Below are 13,360 nucleotides of genomic sequence, written 5' to 3'. Positions count from 1 at the left end.
CATGTCCGGCCCCCTGGTCCGCTCCTCCTACCGCGCCGGCCGCCTCTGGGCCACCGCCATGCGCAAAAAAGGCCGCGACATCCCCGCCGAACTCGCCCACATCGCCGACGGCATCCAAGACTCCGGCACCACCCGCCAGGAAGCCAGCAGCCTCCTCGCCGGGTAATCCCCGACCGGGTTTGGGCCGGCTCAGCCACGGTGGTTGTCCGGCCGGAGACGCCCCTAAACTGGGCCTATGCCCACGCCCAAAGCCTTGCGGCCGTTTGCCCATCGCGAATACCGCGTGCTGATCGCAGCCTTGGCCATCTCGATTTTCGGGTCCGGCATGTGGGCCGTGGCCATGGTGTACCAGGTGATCCACCTGGGCGGCGGCCCGCTGGACCTCTCCCTGGTGGCGGCCGCCGGCAGCGTTGGCCTGGTGGCCTTCGTCCTGGCCGGCGGGATCGCGGCCGACCGTGTTCCCCAACGGCGCCTCATCATCGCCGTGGAGGGCGCCAACCTCGCCGTAATCGCCGCCGTCAGCGGGCTGGCCATGGCTGGCTGGCTGGAATTGTGGCACCTGGCGGTGGGCGCGTTCGTGCTGGGGGTCGGCGCCGCCTTCTTCTTCCCCGCGTACTCGGCCATCCTGCCGCGCATCCTTCCGCCGGAAGACCTCCTGGCGGCCAACGGCATGGAGGGGTCCATGCGGCCGGTCCTGCAACAGGCGGCCGGGCCCGCGGCAGCCGGTGTCCTGGTGGCAGCGCTCTCGCCGTCGCACGCAGTGACGGCGGTTGCCGGGTGCCACTTCGCGGCCTTCGTCATCCTGAACTTCCTGCGCACACAGGAACGCCCTGGTGCGGGCGGCGAAGGCGGGGAGAGTACGGAAGGCGCGGAACGTCGTCGTCAATCCTTCCTCCGGGATCTGCGCGAGGGCGTGGGCTACACCGTGCGCACGCCCTGGCTCCTGTGGACCCTGCTGTGGGCCTGCATCTCCGTGCTGTTCCTGATAGGGCCCATCGAGGTGCTGCTGCCTTTTGTGGTCCGCGACCAGCTCGGCGGCGATTCAAGCGCGTTCGGTTTCCTGCTCGCCATCATGGGCGTCGGCGCTGCCCTCGGCTCGCTGCTCACCGCGTCCTTCCGGCTGCCGCGGCGGTACCTCACGGTGATGATGGTCTCCTGGGGCGCAGGGAGCCTTCCGCTGGCAGCGATCGGAGTGATGGACAACTTCTGGGCGATCGGCGCGGCCCTGTTCGTGTTCGGCGCCACCGGCAGCGTCGGCATGGTCATTTGGGGCACTCTGCTGCAACGGCGCGTGCCGCCGCACCTCCTGGGCAGGATCTCCAGCCTGGACTTCTTTGTGTCGCTGGCCCTGATGCCGGTATCCATGGCGCTGGCAGGACCGGCGGCGGAAGTGCTGCCCATATGGCTGATCTTCCTGGTGGCCGGCGGCGTGTGCCCCCTCATGGCGGTGATGGCCATGGCTGCCGCCAAAATGCCCCGCGACGAACTCGCACATCCGCTGGACGCGGTACCGCAGGTGGAACGGGCGACGACGGCAGGAGACTAAGGCGGCGGGGGCACCGCCGTCTCCTCCCGCCGTCGGACGCGTCCTGCGTGCCCGGCAGGCCGCCTAACTGTTGCCGCGCACCACCGGGATGCTCGCGGTCGGCAGGCCGCTGGGAAAGACCGTTGGCGCGGGAACGGCCACCGGTTCCAGCGGAACCTGCACGGGCTGCGCCGCCACGAGGACGCGTTGGCCCCGGACGTCGACTTCCAGGGGCTCGCCGTCCTGGACGGTGAGGGTGATGGAACCGGACGCGAGCTGGACCAGCAGCAGTCGCCCTTCGATCTTCAAGTGGAAGGCCAACGCATCCCATTCTGCGGGCAGGCGCGGATCGAAGAACGGCACCGGCCCCTGGTCCCGCATACCGGCGAAGCCGCACACCAGCGAGCTCCACACGCCGCCCGTGGACGCGATATGGACGCCGTCGATCGTGTTGCCGTGCGTGTCGTCGAGGTCGATGAACGCGGCACTGGTGAAGTGGTCCAGGGCTTCCTTCGAATACCCCACCTCGGCTGCCATGATCCCTTGCACGCAGGCAGAGAGGGTGGAATCGCCAGTGGTGATCGGATCGTAGAAGTCGAAGGCCCGCTGCTTCTCCTGGGCCGTGAAGTCCTGCCACTGGAGGAACATGGCCAGGACCGTGTCCGCCTGCTTGAGGACCTGGTGGCGGTAGATCACCAGCGGGTGGAAGTGCAGCAGCAGGGGGTACTTTGACCGCGGCGTGGTCCAGTCCCACGCTTCCAGGGTCATGAAGTCGTTGTCCTGGGAGTGCACCTGCATCCGGGTGTCGAACGGCAGCTGCATCCGGCTGGCCGCCGCCTGCCACAGCTGGCGCTCCTCCTGCGTGATTTCGGGGTGTTCCAGCGCCGCAGCGGCACGCAGGTTGAAGCGGGCCATCACGTTGGTATAGAGGTTGTCGTTCACCACGGCCGTGTACTCGTCGGGGCCGGTGACGCCGTGGATGTGGAAGAGCCCGTCCTTGCCGAAGAAGCCCAGGGAGATCCACATCCGGGCGGTCTCGATCAGGAGTTCAGCGCCCATCCCGTCCCGGAACGCCGCATCGCCGGTAGCCCAGAGGTACCGGTTGGTGGCGAACGCAATCGCTGCCGCGATGTGGAACTGGGCCGTTCCGGCAGCGTAGTAGGCACTGGCCTCGAGTCCGTTGATGGTACGCCACGGGAAGAGGGCGCCATCCACGCTCAGCTCCTTGGCCCGGATCTTCGCCTCGGGCAGCATGCCGTGGCGGAACTCCAGCACCTGCCGCGCGCCGTCGGGATGGGTGTAGGTGAGGTAGGGCAACAGGTACACCTCCTGGTCCCAGAAGTAGTGCCCCTCGTAGCCGGAGCCGGTCACGCCCTTGGCAGGGATGCCGGCAACATCGGCGCGTGCCGTGGCCTGGGCCAGCTGGAACAGGTTCCACCGGATGGCCTGCTGCAGCCCCGGGCTGCCGCCGCCCACCACGATGTCCGACGTGGCCCAGTAGCCGCGGTAATGGGCCATGCTCTCGGCAAAGATCTCGTTGACCGGGCGGAGGGCTTCCTCGGCCACCGCTGCTGCGTCGACGCCGGGGTCCTGGACGGGACGGCCGGCGGCGTAGCTGACGCTCTTTTCCAGCCGGAAGGGCTCGTCCGGGTCCACTGCCAGGACGTAGCGGACGCTGCTGTCGTCCTGGTCCACCAGGGTTTCGAAGGGCTGGTGCCCCGCGGAGGTCCAATGGTCCACGGCCAGGCCCACGCGTTGCTTGGATTCGGCGGCCTCCCAGGACAGGCGCAGCGAACCGTCGCCGCCATCAAGGCGCACCGGGAGCAGCACGCGTCCGGCGTGGCGGCCGGACCGTCGCGGATCGTGCACGGAGTGGTCTTCCACCGGCTGGTCCTGGCGGTTGATGACCTGTGAGGTGACGTCCAGCGAGACCTGCCGGTCCGTGGCCACCTCGAGCGAGATGCCGAGGCAGCCGCGGGACTCGAAGCCCACGGCGCGCCGTTCGGTGGTGGCCACGGCAGCCCCGGACCGGCACTGCCAGGTGACGCGGCATTCATAGATTCCGGTGGAGAAGTCAACGGTTCGCCGGTATTCCAGGACCTCGGACTCGGCGAGGCTGAGGGTTTCGCCGTCCACCACCACCGCGAAGTTGTTGGCGTCCGGAATGTAGAGGATGCGCTGCCCGGTCCGGGCGAACCCGAAGGCGTTTTCCGCGTGCTTGATGTCCCAGATTTCGTGCAGGCCGTTGATGAAGCTGCCCGGCAGCCCGGCGTCCGCTGCCGCCCAGTGGGCGCCGCGGATGCCCAGGTGCCCGTTTCCGAGCGCAAACAGTGTCTCGAGGGTTCCCGCGTCACCTGCCTCATGGCGGGTTTCAACGAGTTGCCAGGGGGTGTCGGGGAACCGTTCGCGGTCCGCGGTAATGACTGCCATGGTGGGGATCCTTTTGGCCTTGCCGGGTGCCGCCGGGGGCGGGCACGAGGTATTCGGGGGAAATGCGCTGCTCGGATTGGTGCCATATTGGGGGTGGCGGCACCAGTTGCCTTGGGGCGGGCAACACCGGCTTAGGGAATGAGTTCCTGAAGGTCGTTGACCACCAGGGTGGCGCCGGCATCCAGGAGCGTCTGCCGGCCGGCACCGCGGTCCACCCCAATGACGGAGTGGAACGATCCTGCCCGGCCGGCCTGCACGCCGGATACGGCGTCTTCCACCACCACGCACTCCGCGCTGGAGAGGTCCAGCAGTTTCGCGGCGTATTCGTAGGTGGCCGGGCTCGGCTTGCCGGGCAGGCCCTGCTCCGCGGCCACCACCCCGTCCACCACCACGGGGAAGTGGTGGCTGAGTCCCGCCGCCTGCAGGACAGAAGGCGCGTTCCGGGATGATGAGACGACGGCGACCTTGAGTCCCTGGGCAAGCACCGCTTCCAGGAACCGCACCGAGCCCTCGAACGGTTCGACGCCGGCACTGACGATGTCGTTGAAAAGCCTGTTCTTCCGGTTGCCCAGGCCGTGGACCGTTTCGTGGGCGGGGTCGTCGTCGAACGGGCCTTCGGGCAGCGTGATTCCGCGGGATGAAAGGAAGTCCCGCACCCCGTCAAAACGGGGCTTGCCGTCGATGTGGTCGAAGTAGTCGCTTTCGCGGTACCCGGGAACGTCCGGATGCGAGGCCAGGTAGCCGTCGAACAGTTCCTGCCAGGCGCGCTCATGCACGGTGGCCGTGGGCGTCAGTACTCCGTCGAGGTCGAACAGGATTGCGGCGGCGCCGGTCCAGTCGGTGGTCCCGGGTGACGTGTGGTGTGTCATCAGCGGTGCGGTGTCCTTTCAGTCTGCGGACAGCCGGCCCCGTTGGTGCGGCCAACGGGATGCTCCTGTGCTCACACGCACAGCAGCATCTCCGTGTCCGCCCACTGCAGGACCGATCATGGCCACAGACGAGTGTAAGCGCTTGCAAATTTGACTGGCAACTGTTTTTTCCGCGCGCCGGCAGCATCCGCCGGAGGTTCAGCGCAGCACGTAGTGGCGCAGGAAGGCGCTGACGTCGACCATCTCGGCCTTGGACATGGCGTGCCCCATGCCCGGGTACGTCCGGGCCGTCAGCAACGTGTTCTCCGCCAGCCATTCGGCGGTGTAGGCGGTGGCGTCCTCGTTGATGACCAGGTCTGCCTTGTCCCGCCCCCAAAAGAAGGGCTTCTTGGTCTCGAAGGAGTCCATGGTGGACAGGAGCTCGTTATTGAGTACGAACCCGGACAGTCCAACGACAGCTTTGTAGTCGTCAGGGTGCAGCCGCAGGAGCGTGCTCGCCATCGCCATCCCCTGGGAATACCCCATCAGGGTGACGCTGCTGTGCTGGTCCCTGACCGAACTGATCCAGGCCCGCACGGAGGTGGCGGCGGAGATGACGTCCGCGAAGTCGTTGGCCAGGAAATAGTCCAGCAGGAACCACCCCCAGTGGTCGCCAATGGGCATGGGAGCGCGCAGCGCGGCGAAGGTGAACTCCAGGGGCAGGTACTCGAAGAGGCGCACCATCCGGGACTCGTCCGTGCCGTAGCCATGCATCATCACCAACAAGGGCGTACCGGCGCGCAGCTTTTCGGGTTTGGACCACACTACTGTTTCCACCGGACCAGCGTAGCGACGCAAGCGCCCCCTCCCGACAGGGTGATTGAATCCGGTACCGCCGGGAGGTAGCGTGTCGCCTGACAGACAGCATGCTTAGCAGTGGCACCATACGTAACACTTTCCCGTAACGCCATACCAGTGCCGCACTGGACGCGGCTATAAGGAGCACGTCATGAGAATCGGCTCGTCAATCTTCCTCATCGCCCTCGGCGCCATCCTTGCCTGGGCTGTGGCTCCAGGACTGATCCCCTTCGTGGACCAGCAGCTGGTGGGCTACATCCTGATCGCCGTAGGCGTGATCGGCCTGATCGCCTCGCTGATCCTGGCCTCCCCCGGCCGTAGCCGCCGCGTCAGCGAGTCCCGTTCGGTCATCGACCCCAACACGGGCGAGCGCATCACCCGCAACGAAACGCGCGACGGCGGCATCTAGCCACCACGGAACAACGGAACCGGGTGAACCTCCCCGGGAGCCAGCTGCACGCCCGCAAGCCGGGCCGGTCCACTGCGGACCGGCCCGGCTTTCGCATTTCGCCGGACTTCCGCCTGGGTGTCGTGCGGCCCGCGAAGCGGGCACGTCCGGCAAAGTCTCCACAGCCCACAAGGAGAGCATTTTGTTTCGTGTGGGTTTCCATTGACAAACCAACATAAGCAAAGATAAAGTCAAGTAACTCAACATCAATGTGATGCCAGTCACGCAGGAACCTACGCAACGGAGGGTACGTGTTCGCCGAAGAGCGCCAGCAACAGATTGCCGAGCTTGTCGCCGGCAACGGCCGGGTCAGCGTGACCCTGCTGGCTGAGCGCTTCCGCATCACTACCGAAACCGTGCGCAGGGACCTCGCCGCCTTGGAGAACGCCGGCACCGTCCGTCGCGTCCACGGCGGCGCCGTGGCTGCCGACCGGTTCAGCACCACCGAAGAAAGCGTCACCGAGCGCGCCATCCAGCGGCCGGACCAGAAGATCCGCATCGCAGAAGCCGCACTCGCGCTGATCCCACGGAACTCGCCGGCCAGTGTCCTGATGGACGGCGGCACCACCACCGAAGTGCTCGCGGACATGCTGGCGCGGCGCACCGCCGTCGAACCGTCCGACGGAACCGGTCCGCACAACGAACTGGTAGTCATCACCCATGCTGTCCCCATCGCCAGCAAGCTCTCCAACGTTCCCGGCGTTGCCCTGCAGATCCTGGGCGGGCGGGTCCGCGGAATCACCCAGGTGGCCGTGGGCCAGGCAACGGTGGACTCCGCCTCCCGCCTCCGCCCCGACATAGCCTTCATTGGCACCAACGGCATCCACGCCACTTTTGGCGTCAGCACTCCCGATCCTGAAGAAGCCGCCGTCAAGGCAGCCTTCGTCCAGTCGGCACGCCGCATTGTGGTACTGGCCGACTCCTCCAAGCTGGACACGGAAACCCTGGTCCAGTTCGCCTCCCTGAAAGATCTGGACACCTTGATCACAGACAGTGAACCCGGGCCGGAACTCACGGCCGCCCTGGAAGACGCCGGCGTAGACGTGGTGATCGCATGATCGTCACCTTCACGGCCAACCCCAGCCTTGACCGTACCGTTGCCCTGCCCGGCCCCCTGGCCCGCGGTGAGGTGCAGCGCGCCGTCTCCGTCCGGCAGGAGTCCGGCGGCAAGGGAGTCAACGTCTCCCGCGCCCTGGTGGCATCCGGCCTCGAGTCCCTGGCCGTCCTCCCTGGAGCGGACAGCGATCCCGTCCTCGCCGGCCTGCGCGAGCAGGCGGTGCCCTTCGTGTCCCTGCCCATCGACGAGCCGCTGCGGACCAATGTGGCGCTCACCGAACCCGGCGGCGTGACCACCAAGATCAACGAACCCGGGCCCGTCCTGGCGGCAGACCAGCAGGAAGCGCTCATCAAGCTGCTGCTGGAAAGCTCGCGCGGCGCCAGCTGGGTGGTCCTGGCCGGCTCGCTGCCGCCCGGATTCCCGGACAACTTCTACGCCACGGTGGCCCGTCGGATCAGGGAGGCGGGCAATGGCACTGCGCCCCTGATCGCCGTCGACTCCTCCGGGGCGCCCCTGGCCGCTTCCCTGACCGACGCCGGAACGTCCGACGACGGCACGGGCAGCGGCGCAACAACCCCAGGTTCCGGGAAACCGGACCTCCTCAAACCCAACGCCGAAGAACTGGCTGAGCTGGCCGCAGCCGCCGGTTTTGCCCCGGCCACCGGAGACGAGCTCGAAGCGGACCCGGCTGCTGCCGCAGCCGCCGCGGCCGCCGTCGTTCGTTCCGGCGTGGGTGCTGTGCTGGCGACTCTCGGTTCCAAGGGAGCTGTCCTCGTAACGGCCGACGGTGCGTGGCTGGCCACGCACCCGCCGGTCGCCGCAGTGAGCACGGTGGGCGCGGGCGACTCCGCGCTGGCCGGCTACCTGCTCGCCCACGGCCGGGGATCCGCCCCGGCCGACTGCCTCCGTCAGGCGGTGGCCCACGGTGCCGCCGCTGCCTCGCTGCCGGGTTCCACTGTTCCGGCAGTACACCAAACCACCCCGGATGCCGTAACCATCACGGCCCTTCGAAAGGATTGACAGTGACTCAGCTCATCACCACGGAACTGGTCGAGCTCGACCAGAACCTGGGTAACGCGCCCGAAGCGGTGATCCGGCATCTGGCAAGCAAGGTAGCTGCCACCGGACGCGCCACAGAAGTCGAAGGCCTCTTCGCCGATGCCTTCGCCCGCGAGCAGAAGACCGCCACCGGCATCCCCGGCGGCATCGCCATCCCGCACTGCCGCTCCGCCGCCGTCACGGTGCCCACCCTGGCCATGGCCCGCCTGAACCCGAAGGTGGACTTCGGCGCCAAGGACGGCCCGGCGGACCTGGTGTTCTTCATCGCCGCACCGGACGGCGCGGACCAGGAGCACCTGAAGCTGCTCTCCAAGCTGGCCCGCTCCCTGATCAAGAAGGACTTCACCGCAGCGCTGCGCAACGCCTCCTCCGAGGCAGAGATCGTGGAACTCGTTGAAGGCGCACTGGCGGACAAGCCTGCCGCGCACGCTGCCGCCCCCGCGGCGGATGCAGTTCCGGTGGCTGCCGGCGTTGGCGCAGCGGGTGCCGCCGGCTCCGCTTCCGGCGCTCCCGCCACCGGTGCCGCCGGCTCCGGCGGACGCGGCCCCAAGCGCCTCGTAGCCGTAACCGCATGCCCCACCGGCATCGCGCACACCTACATGGCAGCCGACTCCCTCGTGGCGGCCGCCCGGGAAATGGGCATTGACCTGCAGGTGGAAACCCAGGGTTCCTCCGGCGCCAAGGCGCTGGACCCCGCCGTCATCGCCGCCGCGGACGCCGTGATCTTCGCCGTTGACGTGGACGTGCGCGGCAAGGAGCGTTTTGCCGGCAAGCCCGTCATCAACGCCCCCGTGAAGCGCGGCATCGACGAACCGGACAAGATGGTCCAGGAAGCGCTCGCCGCAGCCGACAACCCCCACGCCCGCCGCGTCCCGCACTTCGGTGCCGAGGAACAGGCCGAGCACGAGGCTGAGGAAAAGGGCGAGCACATCGGGCAGAAGCTCAAGAAGGCCCTGCTCACCGGCGTCAGCTACATGATTCCGTTCGTGGCAGGCGGCGGCCTCCTGATCGCCCTCGGCTTCCTCATGGGCGGCTACCTGATCACCAAATATGCGGACAATATCGTTGTCCAGAACAGCCTCTTCAACCTGCCCACCGAGTTCCCTGACAACGCGTGGGGTCCGCTGGGCGCCTACCTGGGCGCGGTGCTGTTCAAGATAGGTGCCCTCTCGCTGGGCTTCCTGGTTCCGGCGCTGGCCGGCTACATCGCCTACGCGATCGCTGACCGTCCGGGCATCGCCCCCGGTTTCGTCGCCGGTGCCGTGGCCGGGTTCATGGGAGCCGGCTTCCTCGGCGGTATCGTCGGCGGCCTGCTCGCCGGTTACATCGCCCACGTGGTGGGCCGCCTGCAGGTAGCCCGCTGGCTGCGTGGCCTGATGCCCGTGGTGATCATCCCGCTACTGGCATCGCTGGTGGCCTCCGGCCTGATGTTCCTGATCCTGGGCGGCCCGATCGTGGCCATCACCAAGGGCCTGAACGCCTGGTTGTCCGGCCTGACCGGTGCCGGTGCCATCGCGCTCGGCGTGATCCTGGGCCTGATGATGTGCTTCGACCTCGGCGGCCCGGTCAACAAGGTTGCCTACTCCTTCGCCGTCGCCGGCCTGGGTGCGGCTACCATCGACAACCAGGCGCCTTGGCAGATCATGGCAGCGGTCATGGCCTCCGGCATGGTTCCCCCGCTGGCCATGGCGCTGGCGTCAACGGTCCTGAACAAGAAGCTCTTCAGCCTCGCGGAGCAGGAAAACGGCAAGGCCGCCTGGCTGCTGGGGGCGTCCTTCATCTCGGAAGGTGCCATCCCCTTCGCCGCGGCCGATCCTCTGCGCGTCATCCCCGCCAGCATGCTGGGCGGCGCGGTGACCGGAGCCATCTCGATGGCGGCAGGCGTCGGATCCAAGGCACCGCACGGCGGCATCTTCGTCTTCTTCGCCATCGATAACTTCTTGATGTTCTTCGTCTCGATCGTGGTGGGTACGGTAGTTACGGCCCTGTCGGTGATCGCCCTCAAACGCTGGGCAGTCAAGAAGACCGTTGATACGGTTGAACCGGTTCCCGTAACCGTCTAAGCCGGCCCCGACCCACCTATCCTCCCGGCGCTGAACCGTCAGCACGCCGAACGACTAAGGAGCAACAATGCCAGAACGCACCGCAACCGTCGCCAGCCGAGTGGGCCTGCACGCACGCCCCGCCGCCATCTTCGCTGAGGCGGCCGGCGAGTTCGACCTGGAGATCACCATCGCCCGTGAAGGCGAGCCGGCAGACGAGGCGATGGATGCCGCCAGCATCCTGTCCCTCATGAGCCTGGGCGCCTCGCACGGCGACGTAGTGGTCCTCCGCGCCGAAGGCGCCGGTGCGGACGACGCCCTGGAACGCCTGGTGCAGATCCTGGAAACGGATCACGACGCCGAGTAGCAGCCACGCTGCCTTGCAGCACACAGCCGGCGGCTGCCGTCGGGCTTCCCCAGGGAACGCCCGACGGCGGCCGTTTGGCTTTAAGCGCCATGCCTCCTTGGGGAGGCCTGACGGTCAGCCCCGTTCCGCAATGGCCTTCACGTCAGCCACCAGCTTGTCCCACATCGCCCTGGAGTGCGCTGCGGCTTCTTCGCTGGGGTTGTTGTCCTGGGCCAGGGTCAGCCGGGTGGTGCCGCCCTGGTCCTCCAGGGTCCATTCGAGCTTGTGGTAATTCCCGGGCTCGTCCGGCTGGCCGGACAACGGGCTGAAGTGCGTGTGGACCAGTTTCCGCCCCGGTTCAACATCCAGGATCTCGCCCTTGTCCTGGTACGGCTTCCCCTCCCACTCGCCGTGCCAGACGATGGGGCTGCCAACTTTCCAGTCCGTCTGCAGGGTGGCTCCGAACATGAACTCCTTCACCGCCTCGGGGTCGGTGATCACCTCCCACACACGTTCAGGCGTGGCGTGGATGGTGGTAACGGACGTTGCCACATGGTTTCCGGTCATGCTCAAGCCTTTCTCGCCGTGAAGATCAGATATTCCCATTCCATCTGGAACGGGACGTCGCCGTGCGCGTCCCCGCAGGACTCGGCCAGGTCGGTGAGGGCCTGGTCCAGGGCTTTGACCTTGTCCCGGTCATCGGCCAGTGATTTGTACACGGAGATCATGGGGCCGTAGTGCGATTTGAAATACCTGACGAAGTCCGCCGGCTGGTGGAAGCTCCGGACGGCCAGGTTCTGCTTCCTGGTGCGGATACCGCCGGCCCTGTCTCCCAGCAGTTCGCGGACGTATTCCTCGCTCCCCCACAGCGTGGCGGGCTGCGCACCCGGCGGGGGCGGGGGCGCGAACGGACCCAGGGCGGCAAACAACTGCCCGACGAATCCTTCCGGGGTCCAGCTGAGCAGCCCGATGGTGCCTCCCCGTTTGCAGACCCGGAGCAGTTCGTCGGCGGCTGCCTGGTGGCGCGGAACGAACATCACTCCAATGCAGCTCATGACGGTGTCGAACTCTTCATCACCGAAGGGCAGGGCTTCGGCGTCGGCTTCCTGCCAGTCGAGGGTGACGCCCCGGTTCGCTGCCTCCCGCCGCCCTGCGTCGAAGAGTTCGGGTGTGAGGTCGCCGGCCACTACTTTGGCGCCCATCATGGCAGCAGGGATGGCTGCGTTGCCGGTTCCTGCCGCAACATCGAGGACGCGTTGCCGCGGGTTGATGCCGCACGCCTCCACCAGCACCGCGCCCAGTTCCAGGAGCATTTCGTCGGCGAGCGCCGGGTAGTCCCCTGACGCCCACATGGCCCGGTGTTTGGCCTTGAGTTGCCGGTCCGCCTCCGCGGCGGCCTGATCGTTCATGTCCGCGCCCCTTTTCGTGTCCGTTCCCACGGGTCCGTTCCGGCGGGTCCGTTCGCATGGGTCCGTTCCCAATAGGTGACAGCACGCTGTTGGCACAGCGGTGGCTGCGATGCGACTCATTGTGGACGCCATGGCGGCCGCTGTAAAGGCACAGCAGCTGTTCCGGCCCGGACAGTGTCAGGCAGGCTTGCGCGCCCTGGTGCTGGTCTTTGCGGCCGGCTTGTCGTCTGCTGTGCCGGCGGAATTGGTGCTGGATTTGGTGGTGGAGGACTTGGTGCCTGTGGCCTTGGCAGCAGTCTTGGCCGCCGGCTTCGCGGCGGCCTTGGTGGCGGGGGCCTTGCCGGCCTGCCTCGTGGCGGCCGGCTTTGCATCGTCCGTCCCTGTCTTGGCGGCCGTCCTGGAGGAGGCCGTCCTGGTGCCGGCGCTCCCGGACGCGGCGGCCTTGGTGCCGGCGGCCTTGCGTGCGGGCTTGGAGGGTTCTTCTTCCCCGGTGTCCGCGCCGCCGTCGGAATCCCCGCCGGCGGCAGCGCCGCCGCGCTTCCGGTCCAGGCTCCGCTTGAGGGCCTCCATGAGGTCGATGACTTCGCCCTTGCCGCCCTCGCCGGCTTCGACGCCGAAGGTCTCCTCCGTGTCCAGCGATTCGCCCTGTTCGAGCTTGGCCTCGATGAGCTGCCGGAGCTGCACCTGGTAGTCATCCGTGAAGGAGGCGGGCTCGAAGTCGGCAGCCATGGACTCCACCAAAGCCGCGGACATGTCGCGTTCCTGGGCCGAGATCCTGATGTCGGCGTCAAGGGACGGGAAGCTGGCTTCCCGCACCTCATCAGGCCAGAGGAGCGACTGCAGCACCAGCACGTCGTCCTTGATCCGCAGGGCCCCCAGCCGGGTCTTCTCCCGCAGCGCGAACTGGACGATCGCCACCCGGTCCGTGTCCTCCAAGGCCCGGCGCAGCAGCACGTACGCCTTGGGCGATTTGGAGTCCGGTTCCAGGTAGTAGCTTTTCTCGAACATCATGGGTTCGAGCTGTTCGGACGGCACGAATTGCACCACTTCGATCTCGTGGCTGTTCTCGGCCGGAATGGACTTGAGCTCCTCCTTGGACAGCACCACGGTGCGGCCGTCCTCCTCGAACGCCTTCTCAATGTCCGAGTAGTCCACCACCTCCCCGCAGACCTCGCACCGGCGCTGGTAGCGGATCCTGCCGCCGTCGGCGTTGTGTACCTGGTGCAGACTGATGTCATGATCCTCAGTGGCGCTGTAGACCTTCACGGGCACGTTGACCAGCCCGAACGCGATGGCACCCTTCCAGATGGCTCTCATTCCTACAGTCAACATCAGAGC

12 protein-coding genes and 1 pseudogene are annotated in these 13,360 nt (G+C 67.3%); 7 read left to right on the top strand and 6 right to left on the bottom strand.

Annotated elements, in window-relative coordinates:
* Together AB4Y79_RS19685 and AB4Y79_RS19680 are read left to right on the top strand one after the other, a co-directional pair.
* Positions 1 to 166 (top strand): annotated as a pseudogene (locus AB4Y79_RS19685) (lipoyl synthase); the annotation flags it as partial.
* Between the two features lie 69 nt (positions 167 to 235).
* A complete protein-coding gene (locus AB4Y79_RS19680; RefSeq protein WP_441865467.1) occupies positions 236 to 1,546 on the top strand; it encodes an MFS transporter in 1,311 nt (436 codons plus the stop codon).
* A 63-nt stretch (positions 1,547 to 1,609) separates the two neighbouring features.
* Here the strand turns inward: AB4Y79_RS19680 and AB4Y79_RS19675 are convergent, their stop codons facing one another.
* From AB4Y79_RS19675 to AB4Y79_RS19665, 3 genes are all read right to left on the bottom strand, one after another.
* Entirely contained in the window at positions 1,610 to 3,955 is a 2,346-nt protein-coding gene (locus AB4Y79_RS19675; RefSeq protein WP_441865464.1) for a glycoside hydrolase family 65 protein, read from the bottom strand.
* A gap of 131 nt (positions 3,956 to 4,086) precedes the next feature.
* The gene (locus AB4Y79_RS19670; protein WP_441865462.1) at positions 4,087 to 4,824 is read right to left on the bottom strand and encodes an HAD family hydrolase; all 738 of its coding nucleotides are present in this window, start codon (positions 4,822 to 4,824) and stop codon (positions 4,087 to 4,089) included.
* 198 nt (positions 4,825 to 5,022) lie between these two features.
* Positions 5,023 to 5,640, bottom strand: a complete 618-nt coding sequence (locus AB4Y79_RS19665) for an alpha/beta hydrolase (protein WP_441865459.1) — start codon at positions 5,638 to 5,640, stop codon at positions 5,023 to 5,025.
* 172 nt (positions 5,641 to 5,812) lie between these two features.
* Between AB4Y79_RS19665 and AB4Y79_RS19660 the strand changes: the two genes are divergently transcribed.
* The 5 genes from AB4Y79_RS19660 (at position 5,813) to AB4Y79_RS19640 (ending at position 10,634) form a co-directional block, all read left to right on the top strand.
* Complete coding sequence (locus AB4Y79_RS19660) at positions 5,813 to 6,070, top strand: DUF6458 family protein (RefSeq protein WP_308928844.1); 258 nt, start codon at positions 5,813 to 5,815, stop codon at positions 6,068 to 6,070.
* A 290-nt stretch (positions 6,071 to 6,360) separates the two neighbouring features.
* A complete protein-coding gene (locus tag AB4Y79_RS19655; RefSeq protein ID WP_441865456.1) occupies positions 6,361 to 7,167 on the top strand; it encodes a DeoR/GlpR family DNA-binding transcription regulator in 807 nt (268 codons plus the stop codon).
* On the top strand, positions 7,164 to 8,186 hold the full coding sequence (locus AB4Y79_RS19650; RefSeq protein ID WP_441865454.1) for a 1-phosphofructokinase family hexose kinase: 1,023 nt from the start codon (positions 7,164 to 7,166) through the stop codon (positions 8,184 to 8,186). The genes AB4Y79_RS19655 and AB4Y79_RS19650 overlap by 4 nt, the downstream gene beginning before the upstream one ends.
* 2 nt (positions 8,187 to 8,188) lie before the next feature.
* A complete protein-coding gene (locus tag AB4Y79_RS19645) occupies positions 8,189 to 10,288 on the top strand; it encodes a PTS fructose transporter subunit IIABC (protein ID WP_441865451.1) in 2,100 nt (699 codons plus the stop codon).
* Positions 10,289 to 10,355: 67 nt separating this feature from the next.
* Positions 10,356 to 10,634 carry an HPr family phosphocarrier protein gene (locus AB4Y79_RS19640; RefSeq protein WP_018763716.1) on the top strand — a complete coding sequence of 93 codons (279 nt, stop codon included), beginning with the start codon at positions 10,356 to 10,358 and terminating at the stop codon, positions 10,632 to 10,634.
* A gap of 114 nt (positions 10,635 to 10,748) precedes the next feature.
* On the opposite strand, the gene AB4Y79_RS19635 is transcribed toward AB4Y79_RS19640, so the two are convergent.
* The 3 genes from AB4Y79_RS19635 to ku form a co-directional block, all read right to left on the bottom strand.
* Entirely contained in the window at positions 10,749 to 11,180 is a 432-nt protein-coding gene (locus AB4Y79_RS19635; protein WP_441865448.1) for an SRPBCC domain-containing protein, read from the bottom strand.
* Positions 11,181 to 11,182: 2 nt separating this feature from the next.
* Complete coding sequence (locus AB4Y79_RS19630) at positions 11,183 to 12,022, bottom strand: class I SAM-dependent methyltransferase (protein ID WP_441865446.1); 840 nt, start codon at positions 12,020 to 12,022, stop codon at positions 11,183 to 11,185.
* Between the two features lie 177 nt (positions 12,023 to 12,199).
* The gene (gene ku, locus AB4Y79_RS19625; RefSeq protein ID WP_441865444.1) at positions 12,200 to 13,339 is read right to left on the bottom strand and encodes a non-homologous end joining protein Ku; all 1,140 of its coding nucleotides are present in this window, start codon (positions 13,337 to 13,339) and stop codon (positions 12,200 to 12,202) included.
* Positions 13,340 to 13,360: the final 21 nt, after the last annotated feature.

This window comes from Pseudarthrobacter sp. YAF2 (assembly GCF_052113345.1).
Classification (GTDB): domain Bacteria; phylum Actinomycetota; class Actinomycetes; order Actinomycetales; family Micrococcaceae; genus Arthrobacter.
This window is presented reverse-complemented; position numbering and strand designations above follow the sequence as displayed.

Bases quoted from the DNA above. Each gene is read 5' to 3' on its own strand.
- AB4Y79_RS19680 (WP_441865467.1), top strand. From the start codon at position 236: ATGCCCACGCCCAAAGCCTTGCGGCCGTTTGCCCATCGCGAATACCGC.
- AB4Y79_RS19675 (WP_441865464.1), bottom strand. From the start codon at position 3,955: ATGGCAGTCATTACCGCGGACCGCGAACGGTTCCCCGACACCCCCTGG.
- AB4Y79_RS19670 (WP_441865462.1), bottom strand. From the start codon at position 4,824: ATGACACACCACACGTCACCCGGGACCACCGACTGGACCGGCGCCGCC.
- AB4Y79_RS19660 (WP_308928844.1), top strand. From the start codon at position 5,813: ATGAGAATCGGCTCGTCAATCTTCCTCATCGCCCTCGGCGCCATCCTT.
- AB4Y79_RS19650 (WP_441865454.1), top strand. From the start codon at position 7,164: ATGATCGTCACCTTCACGGCCAACCCCAGCCTTGACCGTACCGTTGCC.
- AB4Y79_RS19640 (WP_018763716.1), top strand. From the start codon at position 10,356: ATGCCAGAACGCACCGCAACCGTCGCCAGCCGAGTGGGCCTGCACGCA.
- AB4Y79_RS19635 (WP_441865448.1), bottom strand. From the start codon at position 11,180: ATGACCGGAAACCATGTGGCAACGTCCGTTACCACCATCCACGCCACG.
- AB4Y79_RS19630 (WP_441865446.1), bottom strand. From the start codon at position 12,022: ATGAACGATCAGGCCGCCGCGGAGGCGGACCGGCAACTCAAGGCCAAA.
- ku (WP_441865444.1), bottom strand. From the start codon at position 13,339: ATGAGAGCCATCTGGAAGGGTGCCATCGCGTTCGGGCTGGTCAACGTG.